At 73.3% G+C, this 19,084-nt stretch carries 13 protein-coding genes; 5 read left to right on the top strand and 8 right to left on the bottom strand.

From position 1 onward, the window contains the following. The first annotated feature begins 66 nt into the window (after positions 1–66). The 3 genes from ACFYZL_RS25200 to ACFYZL_RS25190 all read left to right on the top strand — a co-directional run bounded on the left by ACFYZL_RS25200 (position 67) and on the right by ACFYZL_RS25190 (position 3,641). A complete protein-coding gene (locus tag ACFYZL_RS25200; protein WP_384744612.1) occupies positions 67–813 on the top strand; it encodes an ABC transporter ATP-binding protein in 747 nt (248 codons plus the stop codon). Then, on the top strand, positions 813–2,801 hold the full coding sequence (locus ACFYZL_RS25195) for an FtsX-like permease family protein (protein ID WP_388681815.1): 1,989 nt from the start codon (positions 813–815) through the stop codon (positions 2,799–2,801). The genes ACFYZL_RS25200 and ACFYZL_RS25195 overlap by 1 nt, the downstream gene beginning before the upstream one ends. Positions 2,802–2,960: 159 nt before the next feature. Then, entirely contained in the window at positions 2,961–3,641 is a 681-nt protein-coding gene (locus ACFYZL_RS25190; RefSeq protein ID WP_384744614.1) for a response regulator, read from the top strand. Between the two features lie 105 nt (positions 3,642–3,746). Here the strand turns inward: ACFYZL_RS25190 and ACFYZL_RS25185 are convergent, their stop codons facing one another. From ACFYZL_RS25185 to ACFYZL_RS25170, 4 genes are all read right to left on the bottom strand, one after another. Continuing rightward, entirely contained in the window at positions 3,747–5,963 is a 2,217-nt protein-coding gene (locus ACFYZL_RS25185) for a PQQ-binding-like beta-propeller repeat protein (protein WP_388681812.1), read from the bottom strand. A 5-nt stretch (positions 5,964–5,968) separates the two neighbouring features. Continuing rightward, positions 5,969–6,895, bottom strand: a complete 927-nt coding sequence (locus tag ACFYZL_RS25180; RefSeq protein ID WP_384744617.1) for a serine/threonine protein kinase — start codon at positions 6,893–6,895, stop codon at positions 5,969–5,971. Positions 6,896–6,940: 45 nt separating this feature from the next. Next, positions 6,941–9,040 (bottom strand): PQQ-binding-like beta-propeller repeat protein, encoded by a 2,100-nt coding sequence (locus tag ACFYZL_RS25175; RefSeq protein ID WP_384744618.1) that lies wholly within the window; start codon positions 9,038–9,040, stop codon positions 6,941–6,943. Between the two features lie 68 nt (positions 9,041–9,108). Continuing rightward, the gene (locus ACFYZL_RS25170; RefSeq protein ID WP_384744620.1) at positions 9,109–9,564 is read right to left on the bottom strand and encodes an Lrp/AsnC family transcriptional regulator; all 456 of its coding nucleotides are present in this window, start codon (positions 9,562–9,564) and stop codon (positions 9,109–9,111) included. A 138-nt stretch (positions 9,565–9,702) separates the two neighbouring features. Between ACFYZL_RS25170 and ACFYZL_RS25165 the strand changes: the two genes are divergently transcribed. Continuing rightward, positions 9,703–10,704 carry an asparaginase gene (locus ACFYZL_RS25165; protein WP_384744622.1) on the top strand — a complete coding sequence of 334 codons (1,002 nt, stop codon included), beginning with the start codon at positions 9,703–9,705 and terminating at the stop codon, positions 10,702–10,704. 127 nt (positions 10,705–10,831) lie between these two features. Beyond that, on the top strand, positions 10,832–11,671 hold the full coding sequence (locus tag ACFYZL_RS25160; protein ID WP_384744624.1) for an alpha/beta fold hydrolase: 840 nt from the start codon (positions 10,832–10,834) through the stop codon (positions 11,669–11,671). Here ACFYZL_RS25160 and meaB read toward each other — a convergent pair. The 4 genes from meaB to ACFYZL_RS25140 are packed head-to-tail and all read right to left on the bottom strand — an operon-like array spanning position 11,656 to position 17,968. Continuing rightward, the gene (gene meaB, locus ACFYZL_RS25155) at positions 11,656–12,651 is read right to left on the bottom strand and encodes a methylmalonyl Co-A mutase-associated GTPase MeaB (RefSeq protein ID WP_384744625.1); all 996 of its coding nucleotides are present in this window, start codon (positions 12,649–12,651) and stop codon (positions 11,656–11,658) included. The two genes, ACFYZL_RS25160 and meaB, sit on opposite strands and share 16 nt — an antisense overlap. Before the next feature lie 7 nt (positions 12,652–12,658). After that, the gene (scpA, locus tag ACFYZL_RS25150; RefSeq protein WP_384744631.1) at positions 12,659–14,851 is read right to left on the bottom strand and encodes a methylmalonyl-CoA mutase; all 2,193 of its coding nucleotides are present in this window, start codon (positions 14,849–14,851) and stop codon (positions 12,659–12,661) included. Positions 14,852–14,858: 7 nt separating this feature from the next. Next, positions 14,859–16,727 (bottom strand): methylmalonyl-CoA mutase family protein, encoded by a 1,869-nt coding sequence (locus ACFYZL_RS25145; protein WP_384744627.1) that lies wholly within the window; start codon positions 16,725–16,727, stop codon positions 14,859–14,861. After that, on the bottom strand, positions 16,724–17,968 hold the full coding sequence (locus ACFYZL_RS25140) for an ROK family protein (RefSeq protein ID WP_388681806.1): 1,245 nt from the start codon (positions 17,966–17,968) through the stop codon (positions 16,724–16,726). The genes ACFYZL_RS25145 and ACFYZL_RS25140 overlap by 4 nt, the downstream gene beginning before the upstream one ends. Positions 17,969–19,084: the final 1,116 nt, after the last annotated feature.

Here is a 19,084-nt window from a genome sequence, read left to right as displayed (position 1 = left end):
CCACTGCCCGGCGACTCCCCGCGTGCTGGACTGGACGTATCACCTCCGACCCCCCGAGGACCACCGATGTCACTGCTCACCGACACCCGGCTACCGGCGACCCAGCTGGTCTCCGTCTCCAAGACCTACCCCGGAGCGACGGGGCCGGTACCGGTGCTGCGTGACGTCACCCTGGGGTTCCCGGCGAAGTCCATGACCGCCATCATGGGTCCGTCCGGAGCGGGAAAGACGACCCTGTTGCACTGCGCCGCCGGCCTGGACCGGCCCACCGAGGGACAGGTGCTCCTGGGCGACACCGACCTGAGTGCCTGCGACGAGCGGGAGCTGACCCTGATCAGGCGCAGTCGCATCGGCTTCGTCTTCCAGCAGTTCAACCTGCTGCCCATGCTCACGGCCTACGAGAACGTGGCGTTGCCGCTACGGCTGAACGGAGGTCGGCCCCGGCGCGCGGACGTCATGGAGGCCCTGCGACAGGTGGGCCTCGAGGACAAGGCGGACCGGCGCCCCGCGCAGCTCTCCGGCGGCCAGCAGCAGCGCGTGGCCATCGCCCGGACCCTGGTGGTCCAGCCCGAGATCGTCTTCGCCGACGAGCCGACCGGCTCGCTCGACCGACAGACGGGCCGGCAGATCATGGCGCTGCTGCGGGACGTGGTGGACCGGGCCGGCGGGACCGTGGTGATGGTCACCCACGACCCGGGGGCGGCGGCCTGGGCGGACCGCGTGGTCTTCCTCCACGACGGCCGGGCCGTGGATCGGATCGACCAGCCGACGGCCGAGCAGGTCGCCGCCCGTCTGGGCCGGTGGGAGTCCTGATGTGGCGTCTGTCCGTACGCTCGGTACGCCACTACTGGGCGCTGTTCGCGGGAACGTTCATCGCGCTGGCGCTCGGCGTGGCGCTCGTCGGGGTGTCGGCAGCGGCGCTGGCCGCGACCTGGAACGTGCCGCGGCCTTCCGGCTCCCACCCCTCGATCACCCTCACGGACGGCGAGGGCGCCCATCACACCCTGACCACCGGCGCCCCCGACATGGGTGGGATACAGACCGTCCTGGTCCTCGCCGCTGTCGTCTCGGCCTTCGTCACGGTCTTCGTCATCGCCGGAACCGGCGCGTTCGGCATCGCCCTGCGCCGCCGGGACATGGGCCTCCTGAGGCTGATCGGTGCGGGCGGGCCGCAGGTGCGGCGCATGGTGATCGGCGAGTCGGTGGCGGTGGCGGTTCCCGCGACGCTCGTGGGCTGCGCGGTGGCGGCCGCCGCCACACCGATGGCGGTGAGCGGCCTGAACGGTACCGGGCTGTCGCCCGTCGACATGCGGGCCGGGTCGCTCGGCGGCCCCCTCTCGTTCGCCGCGGTGTGCGGTTTCGTCATCGCCGTGCTGGGCGCGCTGGCCGCCTCTCGTCAGGCTTCGCGCACCGGGCCCCTGGAGGCGCTGCGCGAGGCGGACCTGGACTCCCGGACGATGACCGTCGGCCGCGGTGCGACGGGCGCCCTCCTGCTCGTCATCGGCGCCGTGATGCTCCTCCTCACGCCGAACGCCGGCTCGGAGGCGGCCACGCCACTGGCCCTCTTCGGCCCGATGGCACTGACCTCGGCGGCCGCTCTGCTGGGGCCCGCCTATCTCCCCTCGCTGGTGAGGCTGTCGACCGCCTGGTTGAAGCGGACCCGGTCGGTGCCCGGACTGCTGGCGGTGGAAGCGGTGAGCACGTCCAGGCGCCGGACCGCCTCGCTGGTGGGGCCGGTCCTCGCCATCGTGGCCATCGTCGGCACCTTCGCCTCGGTGATGGCCACCACCGGCGCCACCGTCAGGGCCGACGACAGGCAGCGGACGCTGGGCCAACTGGTGGTGGAACCCCTCACACCGGGCCGGGGGCTGAGCCAGGAGGTACTGACCGGGCTGCGCGAACGACCGGGCGTACGTGCCGTATCGGCGCCCGCGCCGATGGACGTCGCGGTGGCCGGACCGTACTCGGTGTGGGACGACGACGCGGCCGTCGTCGACGTGCCGGGCCTCGCCCTCACCCACCGCATCACCGCGCCGGAGGGCAGCGCACGGGCACTCGCGCCGGGCACCGTCGCGGTCTCGAAGGAGTTCTCCGACTGGTACGGCGTCCATGCGGGCGACCGCCTCACCTACGGGCGCTTCGGCGGTGACCCGGTCACGGCCGAGGTGACGGCCGTGCTGGACGGCGGCTCGGCGGTGCCGCACCTGGTCCTCGCCCCCGGCACGAGCGGGGCCTCGGCGCCCGAGCGGGCCACCGTGCTCCTGGACGAGGAGCACGGCGGACGCGGCGCCGTCGGCGCGACGGCGGCGCGGCTCAACGGTGAACTGCGGGCCGCGGGCGTGAAGGTGACCCCCACCGAGGAGTGGTTCGGCGCCTCGACCAGTGACCAGGACCGGCTCAACCACCTGGTCCTGCTGGTACTGGTGGGCCCCGCCTCGGTGTACGCGCTGATCGCGGTGGCCGGCACGTTGGTCATGTCCTACAGCCGGCGCGGCAGGGAGATCGCCGGAATGCGCATGGTCGGCGTCGGCGAGGACCAACTGCTCAGGATGGCCGTGTGGGAGACCGTCACCACCACTTTGGCCGGAGCGGGCATCGCCGCCGCCGTGATCACCCTCGGCCTGTGGGCGTACCGGGGAGCGATGAAGGCCGCGTACGGAACGGTGGACGTCAGCGTCCCCTGGGCCGTCCTCGCCGGCCTGGTCGTCGCGTGCCTCGCGGTCGCCGTCGCCGTGGCGGTCTCGGCGACGCGGCGCCTGGCCGGACAAGGCGCCCTGGCCATGCTCAACACCCGAGAATGATCACGAAGGGGGTTGGCGTTTCGGCACGCTCCTCTATGCTGATCACCTGGCCCGCCAGGCCAGTTGAAAACATGCGCGGAAACCGTGCCCCGCCCCCCACGCAATTGACCCTCCGGTTCAGTCCCCTCGCTGGGCCGACTTCAGCACTCAGGAGTCGCCATGCGCGTTGTATTGGCCGAAGATTCCGCCCTCTTGAGGGTGGGGATGGCGCGGTTGCTGGCGGACGAGGGGATTGAGGTCGTCGCCTCAATGGGCGACACCGAGAGCATCCTCCAGATAATCGGTGAACTCACTCCCGATGTGGCGATCATGGATGTCCGGATGCCTCCCACTTTCACCGACGAGGGAATCCGGGCCGCCCGCAAGGTCCAGGAGTCCTGTCCCGCCACGGCGGTTCTGGTTCTTTCCCAGTACATCGAGCACGCCTACGCGGAAGAGCTCCTGCGCAACGCCCCGGCCGGTTCCGGCTATCTGCTGAAACAGCGGGTCGGCGACTTCGACGAGTTCCTCTGCGCCCTCAGACGAGTGGCGAAGGGCGAGACCGTCCTGGACTCCGAAATATTCAAACAGTTCGTCGGAAACCCGCGTGAGCGCCGCGCCACGGACCTCCTCACCGCCCGCGAACGCCAGGTTCTCGAACTCGTCGCCACCGGCCTCACCAACGCCGGCATCGTCAATCGCCTGGGCATTTCGGAGCGCGCCGTGGAGAAGCACGTCACCTCGATCCTGGGCAAACTGCAGATCCCCGCCTCCGGGGAGAACCACCGCCGTGTCCTGGCCGTACTCGACTACCTGCGGGGCATGGAACGAGACCGCGGAGCCGAGCCTTCCGCCTCCTGACGCACAGGGGGCGGCCGGGCGGGGCACCGAGCGGGGCCAGGACGTCGGGATCGCCAGGGCCTGCGCGCCAGTGCCGTGACCGGAAAGGTTCACCCCGTCCTGGTACTAGGTGATCGGGAGGGCCGTCAGGCGGCTCTGTTCGCGGATGTAGAGGAAGCCGGCCGTGGGGTCGGTGGTGAGCGCGAGGGCCTGGGATGCGTAGCGCCAGGCCGTGCGGTGGGTGCGGGTGTCGACGGCTCGGACGCCCTGGGTGTCCGCCGCGTAGACGTGGCCGGCCGTGGCCACCAGGGCCGTTTCGCGGTTGGGGACGGTGCCCTCCGGCGGGGTTTCACGCCAACGCTCGGTGCCGGTTCGGGCGTCGAGGGCGACGATGCCGAGGCTGCCCTCGACGGCGTGGACGACACCGTCGCGGACCGTTGGGAGGCCGTAGCGGCGCTGCTTGTCCGGTACCCGGCCCACGTCGCGGCCCGCGCCGAAGGACCAGGCGGGCTTGCCGTCCTGGAGGCGCAGGGCCTGGAGTTCGGCCGCGCCGACGTACACGTGCTCGTCGTCCGTCGCCGGCTGGTCCGGGGTGGCGCCCGGAGCGGTCACCGTCGTGGTCCAGCGTTCGGCGCCGGTGGCCGTGTCATGGAGGGAGAGGCGTACGTCGTCGCCGCGTTCGAGGCGCTGCCACAGGAGCACCCCGTCGCGCACGGGCCGCAGGCGGATGACGGCCGGCTGTCTCACCTTGACATTGTTGGTGGTGGGGGCAGGCGGCTTGGGGGCCGTGGACGGCTGCCGCCAGAGTTCCTTGCCCGACTTCACGCTCGCGGCGACCACGGACCACTGTCCCCCGCTCGCCGCCTTGGCGTGGAGGTACACCGTGTCGCCGTCCACGCACAGGATCTGGGTGAGCACCTGCGTGCCGTCGTACGCGGGCAGGCTCATGAACGGGGGGAAGACCTCCTTGCCCGGCTCGACGCTTCTCTGGGGCAGGACGCAGAGGGTGACGGCCTTGTCCAAGGAGTCCTCGGCCCCGAGCCCGTAGAAGATCTTGCCGTCAGTACCGATCCGCCAGCGGTCCTCGTACCCCTTGTAGTAGGCCGGCAGTTGCCGGCCGGTGTCGGTGTTGATCGTCCGGATCGCGGTCCTGTCGGCGATCGCCAGGGTGCCGTTCACCCACAGCGGCTCGGGCATGACCGGGGGAGCCCACACGTCGGACCACCACGAGGCCTGGGGTGCCGCGGCCAGTTCGGTGCCCGTCTTCGCGGGCTTCCCACGCGGCCGGCTCGCCCGCCAGGCCCACCAGCCGCCGCCCGCCGTCAGGGCGGTTCCCGCGACGACCGCCGCGCCGCTCAGCCGCAGCATTCGGCGCCGCGAGAGGTCCGGCTCCGCCGGGGGCACCGTGTCCGGCGCGGTGGCGGGGACCGGGAGCCGGGGCGGCGGGTCCTGCCAGACGGCCGCCGCGCGCCGGGCGATGTCCGCGAGCACCGGCTGCGGCAGCGCGTCCGCGAACGCGGCAGGACCCGGGCCGAGCAGCTGCGCCAGTTCGGCGGTGCCCGGCCGCAGTTCCGGGTCCTTGGAGAGGCAGCGGGCGAGGAGCGCTGCCAGGCCCGCCGGTACGCCGGTGAGGTCGGGTTCGGCGTACCGGACCCGGTAGAGCAGGTCGGCGGCTTGGCCGCCGCCGAAGGGGCCGTGGCCGCAGGCCGCGAAGACCAGGACGCCCGCGAGGGCGAACACATCGCCGGCCGGGGTGTGTTCGAGTCCGCCGGCCTGCTCGGGAGACATGTAGGCGGGGGTGCCGGCGGCGGCGCCGGTGCTGGTCAGCCGCTGGTCGCCGAGGGCGCGCGCGATGCCGAAGTCGATGACCTTGGGCCCGGCGGCGGTGACCATGATGTTGGAGGGCTTGAGGTCGCGGTGCACCACGTCCGAGCGGTGCAACTGGCCCAAGGCCTGGGCGAGGCCGGCGCCCAAGGCCCGCACCAGGGCCTCGGGCAGGGGGCCGCCGAGGCGGACCGCCTCGTCGAGCCGGGGGCCGATGACGTATTCGGTGGCCAGCCACGGCGTCGGCGCGAGCGGGTCGGCGTCGAACACGCGGGCCCCGTACCGGTCGCCGATGACCCGGGCCGCGTCCGACTCCAGCCGGAACCGGGTGCGGAACGCGGTGTCGGCGGCGATCCGGGCGTGCACGGTCTTCAGCGCGACGGTACGGCCCCCCGCGGCGCGGGCCAGGTAGACCGTGCCCATGCCGCCGCTGCCGAGCCGGGCCAGCAGCCGGTAGTCGCCGAGCTGCCCCGGGTCGTCGTGCGTGAGCGGGGCGAGCGGGGCCGGAAGGGGATGCATCGGGTTCAGTGCACTTTCTGGGGCGACGGCGACGTGAACGGCTCTCGGGAGGCGGGGAGTTCGGCGGCGAGCAGCCACGCGGACTGGGCGGCGAGCGCGGCGACCACCCGCCCCGGCATCGGAGCCGGCGCGGGGGCGGGCGCGGACGGCAGGCGCGGATCGGGCACCCGCGCCGGTGCGTTCAGCAGGGGCATCAGCTCCGCGGCCGACCGGGGTCGGTCCGCGGGGTCGCGCGCCAGGCACCGGCCCACCACCTCGCGCAGTCCGACCGGCAGTTCGCTGCGCTCGGGCACGGTGTGGCCGGTCGACGCGAAGGCCAGTACGGAACCCAGCGCGAAGAGGTCGCCGAGCTGCCCGGGAGCCGCCGCCCCCGAGGCCTCCTCGGGGGCCAGACAGCCCGGGTCGAGCCCCGGCAGCCCGGCGCGCGCCACCCCGTTCGGAGCCGCGGCGCGCACGGCGCCGAAGCAGGCCAGCAGCGGCCCGCCGGGGGCGACCAGTACGGAGGCCGGTGACAGGCCACCGTGCACCACCCCCTGGGCGTGCGCGGCCGTGAGCGTCTGCGCGAGGGCGGCGCCGAGGCCGCGCACGACGTCCTCGGGCAGCGGACCGCCGTGGGCGGCGAGCACCGCCGGCAGGGGCAGCACCGGCGCGTAGGGGGCCGCGTACCAGGGGAATCCGGCCGTGCCGCCGACCTCGGTGACGGGGAGGAGCCCCGGCAGGGCCAGCCGCCGGGCGCCCTCGGCCTCCAGTGCCCACCGGGAGGGGTCGGCGCCGACCCGGGGGACGCCGACGAGGACGGTGCGTTCCCCGTCGGCGCTGCGCGCGAGGTACCGGCGGTCGGGGACGGTGCGCTCGGCGGATTCGGCATCGAGCCGCGCCAGGGTCGTGAACGGCCCGATCTGCGGGGGGTCGTCCTGCCGTAGGCGGTCCATGCGCTCTCTCCCGGTTCGGTCGGTCGGCCCGAGCCTAGGCGATGTTCAGTCGACCACCGGCAAGGCGGTCAGGTTCCTGCCGTTGACGGTGAAGAGGCGGTTGCCCGCGCCGGCCATGGCCCAAAGGCCGCGCGAGTCGGGGGACCAGGTCCAAAACCGCCCGCCGCCGTCGATGTCGAAGGCGGAGACGCCCCGTCCCTCCCCTTCGACGGCGAAGAGCGTGCGGGCCTGCACGACGGGCGGGACGTACGGGAGCGGTCCGTGGAGCGCGCTGCCGAGCGGGGTCGTCCGTCCGGTGGCGAGCGGCGCCCGGGTCAGCCGCGTACCGTCCATGACCCACAGGTTGTCGCCGGAGCGCGCGGGCGGGCGCCAGCCCGCGGCGTTGTCCGTCTTGAGCCCCTGCGCGTCGACGGGGTCCCACAGCTCCGTGCCCGTCCTGAGGCTGACGCCCTTGAGGTGGCGGCCGCCGAGGTACACCGCGTCGTCCACGATGAGCGGCTGCGTGGCGTAGCGCGCCTGAGAGAGGACCGTCCAGGCCGGGGCGCCGGTGGTGGTGTCGAAGGCGAGGACGTCGCCGTCGTCGCCGACGAGCACGAGACGGTTCCCGCCGGCCGCGGCGTACGGGCCGGGCCTCTTGACCGCGCGTTCCGGCAGTGTCACGGTCCACCGGACCGTGCGGGCGGCGGTGTCCACGGCGCGCAGCCGCCCGTCCCGGGTCACCAGGAACACGGCCGTCGCGTCCGCGGCCAGGATGCGGCTGGTGTCGACGTCGGCCACCGTCCACAGCCGCTTGCCGGTCGAGGCCTCGTGGCAGAGCAGGCCGCCGCCCGGGCCGCCGGTGACGAACCGGTGCCCGGGCAGGGCGACGAGACCGGCCGCGGGAAGGGTGTCGGGCAGCCGCCACTTCTCCGTGCCGTCGGTCGTCAGCCGGGCTGCCAGCCCGCCCTCCTTGGCGGCGAAGACGACCACGTCGAGCAGGGGGAGCGGGGCCGTCGGCATGTCGGTCGCCAGCTCGTTCGCCTCCCGTGCGGCCACGGGCAGCGGTCCCCAGAGCGGCTTCGGGGGCTCGCCGGACTTGGCGGAGAGCCGGGACAGCGGCTTCGCGTCGGTGGCCTTCCCCGCCGATGGCAGCCCTTCGCCGTCCCGCATCAGCCACCAGGCGCCGGTGGCCCCGCCGGCGGCGAGCGCCCCGCCGGCGGCCAGGGAGAGGCGCAGGACCCGGCGGCGGGAAGGGGCGGCCGTGGAGCCCTCACCGATGACGGTGGCGGCCTGTCGTTCGGCGTCGCCCGCGCGGCGCGCGATGTCCTCGGCCAGTGGGCCCGTGCGCCAGATCCGGTCGGCGCCGGGAGGCGGTGCGAAGGCGCCCGCGATGCCGTCGGGGGTCGGGCGGTACGCCGGGTCCTTGGCGAGGCAGGGGGCGATCAGGTGGCGCAGTTCGGCGGGTACGTCGTCGAGTCGGGGCTCCCCGTGCACCACCTCGTACTGGACCGCCGCCACGTGCGTGCCGTCGAAGGTGCGCCTGCCGGTCGCCGCGTAGGCCAGTACCGCGCCGAGGGAGAACACGTCCGCGGCCGGCCCGACCCGCTGCCCGAGCACCTGCTCGGGCGCCCCGTAGCCGGGGGTGACGGGCACCTGGCCGGTGGTCGTGAGCGTCATCCCGTGCTCGGGGCGGGCGATGCCGAAGTCGATGACGCGCGGGCCCGTGGAGGTGAGCACGATGTTCGGCGGCTTCAGGTCGCGGTGCACCAGCCCCGCCGCGTGGATGTCGCGCAGGGTGGCCGCGAGTGAGGCGGCGAGCGCGCGGACGGCGTCGACGCCGAAGGGCCCGTACGCGCGGACGGCGTCGTCGAGGGTGGGTCCGGACAGGAACTCGGTGGCGATCCAGGGCCGGCTGTCCTCGCTGTCCGCGGCCAGCACGCGGGCCACGCCGCCGCTGGTCACCGTCTGGGCGGTGTGCGCCTCGCGGAGGAACCGCCGGGCGAGGTGGGCGTCGTGGGCGAGCTCCGGCAGCAGCACCTTCACGGCGGCGGTCCGGCCGTCGTTGTCCCGGCCGAAGTACACCTTGCCCATGCCGCCCGCGCCGAGGACGCCGAGGATGCGGTACGGGCCGAGTCGGACGGGATCGCCGACGCCGAGGGGTTCCATGGTGTGTGCCGCTTCCTGTCGTGTCGTCGTGTCGTGTCGTGCCTTGTGGTTCGTGTCCGGCGACCGCGTCAGCGTTCGATGGGCAGACCCGTCGGCTCCTTGATGCGCTTCATGATGATCTGCGAGTTGACCTCGGTGACACCGGAGAGCGCCGTCAGCTGCTCGATCCAGAGGCGTTCGTACGCACGCAGGTCCGAGACGGCGATCCGCAGGAGGCAGCCGGGGCTGCCGAAGAGGCGGTAGGCCTCGATGACGTCCGGGATGTCCTGGAGCGCGGCCTCGAAGGACTCGACGGCCTCGCGGTCGCGGCGCACCTCGACCGAGACGAGCACCTCGAAGCCGCGGCCCACCGCCTCGGGGGAGATCACGGCGCGATAGCCCTGGATCACCCCGTCCTGTTCGAGCTGGCGCACCCGGCGCATGCAGGGGGAGGGGGTGAGGCCCACGCGCTGGGCGAGCTCCTGGTTGCTGAGCCGTCCGTCCGCCTGGAGCTCGCGCAAGATATCTCGGTCGATGGCGTCCATGACGCAATTATCCCCCAGTCAATGTTACGGGCGCGCCTGAAGACGCAATCGCATTGCGCGTAGATCGCTCTATCATTGCTGCTTTAGGTACATATGTACGAGCCCTGTCTGGGTTCGAGGGAAGGGCGGCCAACGGCCATGGGACGGATCGTCGTCATCAGCACCGGCGGGACGATAGCCAGCCGCTGGCAGGGTTCCGGCTTCGCGGCGGACGCGGACGGGAACGAGGTCATCGCCACCGCCCCGATGCCCGAAGGGGTCACCGTCGAGGTGGTGGACCTGTTCAGCGTGAACAGCCCCCGGCTCACCACCGCCCACCAGCTGACCCTCCTGCGCACCGTGCACGAGGTGCTCGAGGACCCCGGCGTCGACGGCATCGTCGTCACGCACGGCACCGACACCCTTGAGGAGTCGGCGTTCCTCGTCGACCTCCACCACCACGACGCGCGTTCCGTGGTCTTCACCGGCTCGCAGCGCCCCATGGGCACCGCGGACGGGGACGGTCCGGAGAACCTCTACGACGCCCTCCTCACCGCCGCCAACACGCGCGGGCTCGGCGTGCTGATCTCCTTCGCGGGACGGGTGCACGCCGCACGGGGCACGGTGAAGACCCAGGCGGTGGCGCTGGACGCGTTCGCGGACCCGTCGAAGGAACTCCTCGGGAAGATCGGCTTCGGCAAGGTCACCATCCTGCGCACGCCGCAGCGGCCGCAAGCCCTCCCGCTGCCGGCGATGCCGGAACTCCCGCCGCGCGTCGACGTGGTGGTGCACCACGCCGACGGGGACCCGGTGCTCTTCGACGCCGCCATCGCGGCCGGGGCGCGCGGAGTCGTCCTCGTCGGCACGGGCGCCGGCAACGCGACGCCGGAGATCGTGGACGCGGTGAAGGCCGCCGTCCAGAGCGGGGTTCTGGTCGCGCTCACCACCCGGGTGATGGCCGGGCCCGTCACCGAGATCTACACGCACGGGGGCGCGGTGGACCTCGTCGCGGCGGGAGCCGTCCCGACGGGCACCCTGCGGGCGGGCCAGGCGCGGATCGCCGTGCTCTCCGCCCTGCTGGGCAGCGACGACACCGCCGAACGGACGGCGCTGCTGCGCCAGACGCTGTCGGCGCCCGGATCGGTCCTCGTCGAGGTCTGATGGTCTGATGGCCGGCTGACGGAAGGAAGCTGCTGTTCAGACGGGTTCCGGGAACCCTTCGGCACCGCTCCGGGGGCCGCGCGCAAATGTATTGATCGCCCGGAACGGGGCTGCCAGGATCCGGGCCATGCCCCTCTTCTCCGCATACGACGGCACCGAGCTCGCCTACCGCGAGGTCGGTGACGGTGCTCCGCTGGTCTGCCTCCCGGGCGGTCCCATGATCGACTCCGCCTACCTCGGCGAGCTGGGCGGGCTCTCCGCCCACCGGCGCCTGATCGTGCCGGACCTGCGCGGGACCGGCCGCTCCGCCATACCCCCGGACCCGGCCGGCTACCGGTGCGACCGGCTCGTCGACGACGTGGAGGCCCTGCGCGAGCGCCTCGGCCTCAAGCACATCGACGTGCTCGCGCACTCGGCCGGCGCGAACCTCGCCGCCCTGTACGCCGCCCGCCACCCGCGGCGGATCGGCCGGATGGTCCTGATCACCCCGAGCGTCGCCGCCGTCGGCATCGAGGTCTCCGCCGAGATCCGGCTCCGCACGGCCCGGCGCCACTCCCACCAGCCGTGGTTCGCCAAGGCCTACGCCGCCCTCGAAGCCCTCCTGGCCGGACAGTGGACCCAGGAGAACCGACAGGCGATCGAGCCGTTGTCGCACGGCCGTTGGGACGCCGAGGCACAGGCCCGCAAGGAGGCCGAGGACGCCTCGCGGAACCACGAGGCCGCCTCCGTCTACGGTTCCGAGGGAGCCTACGACCCGGCCGCGACCCGGGCCGCGCTCGCCGACTTCGACCGGCCCGTGATGCTGCTCGCGGGCAAGGTCGACACGGGCGCCCCGCCGGAGGCCGTGGCCGAGTACGCGGAGCTCTTCGAGGACTCCTGGCCTGTCGTCCAGCGCCGCGCCGGTCACTACCCGTGGCGCGACGACCCGAAGGCCTTCGTCGCCGAGCTCCTTCAGTTCGTGGACTGACCGGACGCGAACGCCGCCAGGATCCGGTCCGCGGCCGAGGTGGGCGTGACGGTGCCGGCTCGCACCGAGTCCTCCAGGCCCGGTGCGAGGCCCCGGACGGCCGGGTCCGCGCGCAGACGCTCCAGGAGTTCGTCGCGGACCATCGACCAGGTCCACTCCACCTGCTGCGCGGCCCTCTTGGCGGCCAGCCGCCCGCCCGCGTCCAGGAGCGTGCGGTGTTGTTCGAGGCGGTTCCAGACCTCGTCGAGTCCGGTGGATTCGCGGGCGCTGCAGGTGAGGACGGGCGGGGTCCAGGCGGCGTCGGAGGGGTGCATCAGGCGCAGTGCGCCGGACAATTCCCTTGCCGCCGCCTTCGCGTCGCGCTCGTGGGGTCCGTCGGCCTTGTTGACGGCGAGTACGTCGGCCAGCTCCAGGACGCCCTTCTTGATGCCTTGGAGTTGGTCGCCGGTGCGGGCGAGGCTGAGCAGGAGGAAGGAGTCGACCATCCCGGCGACGGTGGTTTCGGATTGGCCGACGCCGACGGTTTCGACGAGGACGACGTCGTAGCCGGCGGCTTCCATGACGATCATGGATTCGCGGGTGGCCTTGGCGACTCCGCCGAGGGTTCCGGCGGAGGGCGAGGGGCGGACGAAGGCGGCGGGGTCGACGGCGAGGCGTTCCATGCGGGTCTTGTCGCCGAGGATGGAGCCGCCGGTGCGGGTGGAGGAGGGGTCGACGGCGAGGACGGCGACCTTGTGGCCGAGTCCGGTGAGCATGGTGCCGAAGGCGTCGATGAAGGTGGACTTCCCGACGCCCGGCACCCCGCTGATGCCGATCCGGCGCGCACGGCCCGCGTACGGCAACAGCTGGGTCAACAGGCTCTGCGCCAGAACCCGGTGAGCGGGCAGGGTGGACTCGACGAGGGTGATGGCGCGCGCGATCAGCGCGCGCTTCCCGTCGAGCACTCCCTTTGCGTAGGCCTCGATGTCGATCCGCGCCATCGCCGGCCTACAGCTCGTGACCCAGATCCGCGGCGAGCCGCGTCACCAGGTCGTGGGCCGCGTCCGGGATGACCGTGCCGGGCGGGAAGACCGCCGTCGCGCCCATCTCCAGCAGCGTGGGGACATCGGCCGGCGGAATGACCCCACCCACCACGATCATGATGTCCTCGCGTCCCTCTTCCGCCAGCTGCTCGCGCAGTGCCGGTACGAGGGTCAGGTGGCCGGCGGCGAGCGAGGAGACGCCCACGACGTGGACGTCGGCCTCGACCGCCTGGCGGGCCACTTCCGCCGGGGTCTGGAACAGGGGGCCGACGTCGACGTCGAAGCCCAGGTCGGCGAAGGCGGTCGCGATCACCTTCTGGCCCCGGTCGTGCCCGTCCTGGCCCATCTTGGCGACCAGGATGCGTGGACGGCGTCCCTCCGCCTCCTCGAACCGGTCGACGAGAGCACGGGTGCGCTCCACGGACGGGGACTCGCCTGCTTCGGTTCGGTACACACCCGAGATGGTACGGATCTGGCTCGCGTGCCGTCCGTAGACCTTCTCCAGCGCATCCGAGATCTCGCCGACCGTCGCCTTCGCGCGCGCCGCGTCCACCGCCAGGGCGAGGAGATTGCCCTCGCCGCGCTCGGCCGCGTTCGTCAGCGCCCGCAGGGTGTCCTGGGTGACGGCCTCGTCGCGCTCCTCGCGCAGGCGGCGCAGTTTGGCGATCTGCTGGGCGCGGACGGAGGAGTTGTCGACCTTGAGGACCTCGATCGCCTCGTCGTTCTCCACCCGGTACTTGTTGACGCCGATGACGGGCTGGCGGCCGGAGTCGATACGGGCCTGGGTGCGGGCCGCGGCCTCCTCGACACGGAGCTTGGGAATGCCCGCGTCGATGGCCTGCGCCATGCCGCCCGCCGCCTCGACCTCCTCGATGTGCTGCCAGGCACGCCTCGCCAGGTCGTACGTCAGCTTCTCCACGTACGCGCTGCCGCCCCACGGGTCGATCGACCGGCAGGTGCCCGACTCCTGCTGGAGCAGGAGCTGGGTGTTGCGGGCGATGCGCGCCGAGAAGTCCGTCGGCAGCGCCAGGGCCTCGTCGAGGGCGTTGGTGTGCAGGGACTGGGTGTGGCCCTGGGTCGCGGCCATGGCCTCGATGCAGGTGCGCGTCACGTTGTTGAAGACGTCCTGCGCGGTCAGCGACCAGCCCGAGGTCTGCGAATGGGTGCGCAGGGAGAGCGACTTGGCGTTCTTCGGGTCGAACTGCTTCACCAGTTTCGCCCACAGCAGGCGCGCCGCGCGGAGCTTGGCGACCTCCATGAAGAAGTTCATGCCGATCGCCCAGAAGAAGGAGAGGCGCGGCGCGAACGCGTCGACGTCCAGCCCGACCGCCTGTCCGGCGCGCAGGTACTCGACGCCGTCGGCGAGGGTGTAGGCGAGTTCCAGGTCGGCGGTGGCTCCGGCTTCCTGGATGTGGTAGCCGGAGATGGAGATCGAGTTGTAGCGGGGCATCTTCTGCGAGGTGAACGCGAAGATGTCCGAGATGATCCGCATCGAGGGCTTGGGCGGGTAGATGTAGGTGTTGCGGACCATGAACTCTTTGAGGATGTCGTTCTGGATGGTCCCCGCGAGCTTGTCCGGCGAGACGCCCTGCTCCTCCGCCGCCACGATGTAGAGCGCGAGGACCGGAAGGACCGCGCCGTTCATCGTCATCGACACCGACATCTTGTCCAGCGGGATCCCGTCGAACAGTTGCCGCATGTCGTAGATCGAGTCGATGGCGACGCCCGCCATGCCGACGTCGCCGGTGACGCGCGGGTGGTCGCTGTCGTATCCGCGGTGGGTGGGCAGGTCGAAGGCGACCGAGAGGCCCTTCTGTCCCGCGGCGAGGTTGCGCCGGTAGAAGGCGTTGGATTCCTCGGCCGTGGAGAATCCGGCGTACTGCCGGATCGTCCAGGGCTGGTTGACGTACATGGTGGGGTAGGGGCCGCGCAGGTACGGGGCCACGCCCGGGTAGGTGTGGAGGAAGTCCAGGCCTTCGAGGTCACGGCCGGTGTAGAGCGGCTTGACGCCGATGCCCTCCGGGGTCTCCCAGAGGAGGTCGGCGGGGGCGTGGCCGGTCGACTCCTTGACCGCCGCACGCCAGTGGTCCTCGGAAGCGGCGGCGCCGTGGCCGCCGAGGGCGAGCTCGGAGAAGTCGGGGATTCCGGTGCCGCTCAAACTGTGCCTACTGCTCACGAGGCACTCCCATCCGGTCGAGTACGGAGGACAGCACGGCGATCGCGTCGCAGCCGGCGAAGACGTACGCGTCCACGGCGGCCTCGGCGGTGCCGGGCTTGCCCGCGAGGTAGACGGTCGTGGCGCCCGCCGCGCGCAGGGCGGCGGCCACCGCCTCGGCCTGCTCCTCGTACAGCGCGTCGCTGGAGCAGAGCACGGCCATGCCGTCGGCGCCGCTCGCGGCGTACGCCGCGGCAGCCGTGGACGGGTCGACCGACACCGGGTCGTGGACCGGTTCGATGCCGCCGGCCTGGAAGAGGTTGGCGGCGAAGGTGGCACGGGCGGTGTGCGCGGCGGCCGGGCCGAGCGCGGCCAGGAAGATCCGCGGGCGGGAGCCGGTCGTGGCGAGGTGGGCGTCGCTGCGGGCGCGCAGCGCCTCGTAGGCCTCGTCGCGGCGGACCCGGGGCAGACCGCCGGTGGGGGCCGCGGGGGCGGGTTCGCGTACGACGGGCTTCTCCGCGAGCAGCGGGAACTCGCTGACGCCCGTGATGGGCTCGCGGCGCTTGGCGAGCTTCTTCGACCGCTCGGCCCAGGTGGTGGCGAGGCGGTCGGCGATCAGGCCGGAGCGCAGGGCGGCGGCCTGGCCGCCCGCCTTCTCCACGGTCTGGAAGAACTCCCATGCCGCGTGGGCGAGTTCGTCGGTGAGTCGCTCGACGTAGTAGGAGCCGCCCGCCGGGTCGATGACCCGGGCCAGGTGCGATTCCTCCAGCAGGATGGTGGAGGTGTTGCGGGCGATGCGGCGCGCGAAGGCGTCGGGCAGGCCCAGTTCGTGGTCGAAGGGGAGCACGGTGACCGAGTCCGCGCCACCGACGCCCGCCGCCATGCAGGCCACGGTGGTGCGGAGCATGTTCACCCAGGGATCGCGGCGGGTCATCATCACCGGCGAGGTCACCACGTGCTGCCGCTGGGCCCCGGAGGCCGGAGCCCCGCACGCCTCGGCGACGCGGGCCCACAGGCGGCGGGCCGCGCGGAGCTTGCAGATCGTCAGGAACTGGTCGGCGGTCGCCGCGTAGCGGAACTCGATCCGGCCCAGGGCCGCCTCGACGCCCAGACCGGCCTCGGTGAGGGCGCGCAGGTAGGCGACACCGGTGGCCAGCGACAGGCCCAGCTCCTCGGCCGCGCTGCCACCCGCCTCGTGGTACGGCAGCGCGTCCACCGTCAGCACCCGCACGTGCGGGTGATCGGCGGAGGTCGCCTTCGCCAACTCCACGGCGTCGGCGAGGCCGAGGGCTTCGCCGGTGCGGGCCTCGTGGCCCAGCGGGTCCGCGCCCAGCGAGGCGTGCACGGCCTCCGGTGCGATGCCGCGCTCCGCGTAGAGGGCGAGCAGCGCCCGGGCGGCGTCGGCGTATTCGGCCCCCGCGTCCAGGGAGACGGGCGCGAGGTCGAGGTAGACGCCGTCCAGGGCACGGGACAGCGAATCGACCGGAACGCCGCCCTGGCCGACGGTCAGCCAGAGGGAGGTGACCCCGTTCTCCAGGTCGGCGAGGACCGCCTCGTTGACCCGTGCCGGGTCGGTGCCGAGGTGGCGCTGGCGCACGTCCCAGCCGGCCGCCGCGTTGCCCTCGGCCCGGCCCCCGCGTACGAAGGGGGCGAAACCGGGCAGCCCGGCGGAGTCGGGCGCGCCGGCGGGCGCGGTGTACAGGGGGCGGGTGGTGAGCCCGTCCTCGAGCTTCGTGGACAACGCTTCTTCCGCGGCCTCGCCGGAGGCTTCCTTGCCCGACTTGCGCAGCACGCCTTCTACCAGGCGCTGCCACTGCTCATGCGTCGCGTCAGGGAACTCGGCGGCCAGGGAGAGCCCGTCGTCAGGCAGGACCGTCATGGCTCGAATGCTAGGGGGGCGCCTGTGAACGACCAATAACCACTCGGTGTGATCTCCCCCTCTCGATTGAGGTGGGAGGGGTCACGGAAGAGCGGGCCGAGCAGGACCGTCGCGGCCGCCCCCGACAGTACGGCGGGCCCCGCGTGCGGCGCCACGATGCGGTCGGGGTCACCGGGCGCCGAGCCGGTTCGGGACACGGCGGCGGCCGCCGCGCGGATCTCGTCCAGGTAGCCGTCGTGCAGCACGCTCGACAGCTCGGTGATCACCATGACGGCAGGGTTGAAGACGTCGAAGAGCACGGCCGCCGCGCTGCCGACGGCGCGGGCCCGCTCGCGCAGCAGCCGGTCGGCGCGGGGGTCGCCGGCCGCCGCGGCGTCCACGAGCAGGTTGACGGAGGGCTCCGGGACGATGCCGAGGCGGAGGGCCTCGGCGCCGAGCGCGGCGTCGGAGGCGGTGGCCTGGAGGCAGCCGGTGCGGCCGCAGGGGCAGACCGTACGGCTTCCCGGCACGGGGAGGTGGGCCACGTCACCGGCCGCCGCGCCGGGGCCCTGGTGCACGGTGCCCTCGATGCCGAACGCGGCGTCGACGACGCTGCCGATGAAGAGGTGGACGATGCTGCGGCGGGCCTCGGGGCGGCCGAAGAGGATCTCGGAGTGGGCGACGGCGCGGGCGTGGTTGTCGACGCGGACGCGGAGCCGGAGCCGCTCGGCGAGCTGGGCGGCGAGGGGGCGGTCGTGCCAGCCGAGTGCCTCGTGCCGTACGACGGTCCCGTCGGCGGGCCGTACCCATCCGCCGAGGGCCACACCGAGGCCGAGGAGGGGGCGGCCGGTGTCGAACTCGCGGAGGAAGGCGGCGAGTCGGTCGGCGATGCCGGCGGCGCCCGGGGCGCCGGGGGACGGGTGGGGGGAGGTGCGGCGGGCGAGGACCGTGCCGCGGAGGTCGACGAGGCTGAACGTGGCCGAGGGCACGCCGATGTGCAGCCCGGCGGCGATGGGACCGCCGATGGCGCCGGTGTGCAGGTCGAGAGGGATCCGGGGGCGCCCGACGCCCGCGGCGGGGCCGGGGAGTTCGCGCAGCAGGCCGCTGCGGAGGAGGCCGGTGGTCTGCCGGGACACGGCGGCCGGGCTGAGCCCGGACAGCCGGGCGATGGCGCTGCGCGCGACGGGCCCGTGCTCGAGGACCGTGCGGAGCACGGTGGCGGCGTTCGCGGCGGCTCGGCTGTCGCCGGCGGTGGGGGGCATGCGGGGCTCCTGGGGCTGGGTCCCCCGATGATGCCGGTTCCCGGCGGGGCTAGGGCCTGTCGTCAAACTCCCGTCTGCCCCGCGACGCCTGGCACGCGCTCCCGCCGCACCGGGCGAAAGCCCAAGTACGTCCAGTACGCGGGCTTCCGCCCGGCGCACCGAGAGCACGCACCAGACGCCGCGGGGCCGCCCTCCGGGCGACGACAGGAGTTTGACGACAGGCCCTAGTGCTGTGACCCGGTGAACCTTTCCGGTCACAGCACTAGGCGGGTGTCCTGGCCCCGGGGGCGGGTGCGGCGAAGACCCGGGGCTCCGCCCCGGACCCCGCGCCTGGCACCGCCGGCGGGGCCGGATGTGCCGGACGTCGGACACCGGATGCCGGACCCGTGGCGGGGGCGTTGCGGGGGTATGAAATCCGGCCATGGTTTTCGGCCGACCGAAGAGACGTCTTGCGGTGGGCGGTCGGCGGGAAAGCGCAGGTCACGGTGGGTGGGCAGGGGGCGGGACGGGTTTGTGGCAGGGCCCGGGGAGAGGGTTGACCGGGGGCTTGGGCGCTGACACGCTCCGGGACATGTCCGCGAACGAACTCCTTGTCCCGCGGCTCCACACCCCCGGCCCCTGTACCGCGCCGGGTGGCTGTCCGGGCCGCTGTAGCGCCCCGCGCCAGGTCTGAGTCCCGCAAGGGCTCACGCCCGACGCCGGGCCTGAGCGCAGCCGGGCCCTGATCCGCGTCAGGCCCGGATCCCGAGTCCGCGCCGAGTGCGTCCGGCGGGCCGGGGTCCCGATTCGGGGCCGTGTCCCGCCGAGGTCCGTGCCCCGAGCGCAGGCCCGGGTTCCGTGGGGTCCGGACCCGCGTCAGGTGCGTGCTGCGCGTCGTGCCCCGGGTCGGAAGGGTCCCGCGGGGGCCCGTGCCGCGGCGTCCGGTCCGAGTCCCGTACGAACCGCATCCGGCCCGGCCGGCTCGGGGCGGGGCTCGCGCCCCGATGTCGTCTTCACCCGTCGTTCCGAGCACCCGCACCCGCGTACCCCGCACCCGCGCCACCCGCGCCACCGTTCCCGCGTCGTCCCGTACTCGCGATCTCTCCGCCGTCCCGTAGCCCCGTAGCCCTGCAGTCC

The organism is Streptomyces sp. NPDC001717 (genome assembly GCF_042892775.1).
In the GTDB taxonomy this organism is placed as follows: Bacteria; Actinomycetota; Actinomycetes; order Streptomycetales; family Streptomycetaceae; genus Streptomyces.
The sequence above is the reverse complement of the archived record's forward strand: the minus strand, read 5'-3'. Positions and strand labels throughout refer to the sequence as shown.

Bases quoted from the DNA above. Each gene is read 5' to 3' on its own strand.
- ACFYZL_RS25200 (WP_384744612.1), top strand. From the start codon at position 67: ATGTCACTGCTCACCGACACCCGGCTACCGGCGACCCAGCTGGTCTCC.
- ACFYZL_RS25195 (WP_388681815.1), top strand. From the start codon at position 813: ATGTGGCGTCTGTCCGTACGCTCGGTACGCCACTACTGGGCGCTGTTC.
- ACFYZL_RS25190 (WP_384744614.1), top strand. From the start codon at position 2,961: ATGCGCGTTGTATTGGCCGAAGATTCCGCCCTCTTGAGGGTGGGGATG.
- ACFYZL_RS25185 (WP_388681812.1), bottom strand. From the start codon at position 5,963: ATGCATCCCCTTCCGGCCCCGCTCGCCCCGCTCACGCACGACGACCCG.
- ACFYZL_RS25180 (WP_384744617.1), bottom strand. From the start codon at position 6,895: ATGGACCGCCTACGGCAGGACGACCCCCCGCAGATCGGGCCGTTCACG.
- ACFYZL_RS25175 (WP_384744618.1), bottom strand. From the start codon at position 9,040: ATGGAACCCCTCGGCGTCGGCGATCCCGTCCGACTCGGCCCGTACCGC.
- ACFYZL_RS25170 (WP_384744620.1), bottom strand. From the start codon at position 9,564: ATGGACGCCATCGACCGAGATATCTTGCGCGAGCTCCAGGCGGACGGA.
- ACFYZL_RS25165 (WP_384744622.1), top strand. From the start codon at position 9,703: ATGGGACGGATCGTCGTCATCAGCACCGGCGGGACGATAGCCAGCCGC.
- ACFYZL_RS25160 (WP_384744624.1), top strand. From the start codon at position 10,832: ATGCCCCTCTTCTCCGCATACGACGGCACCGAGCTCGCCTACCGCGAG.
- meaB (WP_384744625.1), bottom strand. From the start codon at position 12,651: ATGGCGCGGATCGACATCGAGGCCTACGCAAAGGGAGTGCTCGACGGG.
- ACFYZL_RS25145 (WP_384744627.1), bottom strand. From the start codon at position 16,727: ATGACGGTCCTGCCTGACGACGGGCTCTCCCTGGCCGCCGAGTTCCCT.
- ACFYZL_RS25140 (WP_388681806.1), bottom strand. From the start codon at position 17,968: ATGCCCCCCACCGCCGGCGACAGCCGAGCCGCCGCGAACGCCGCCACC.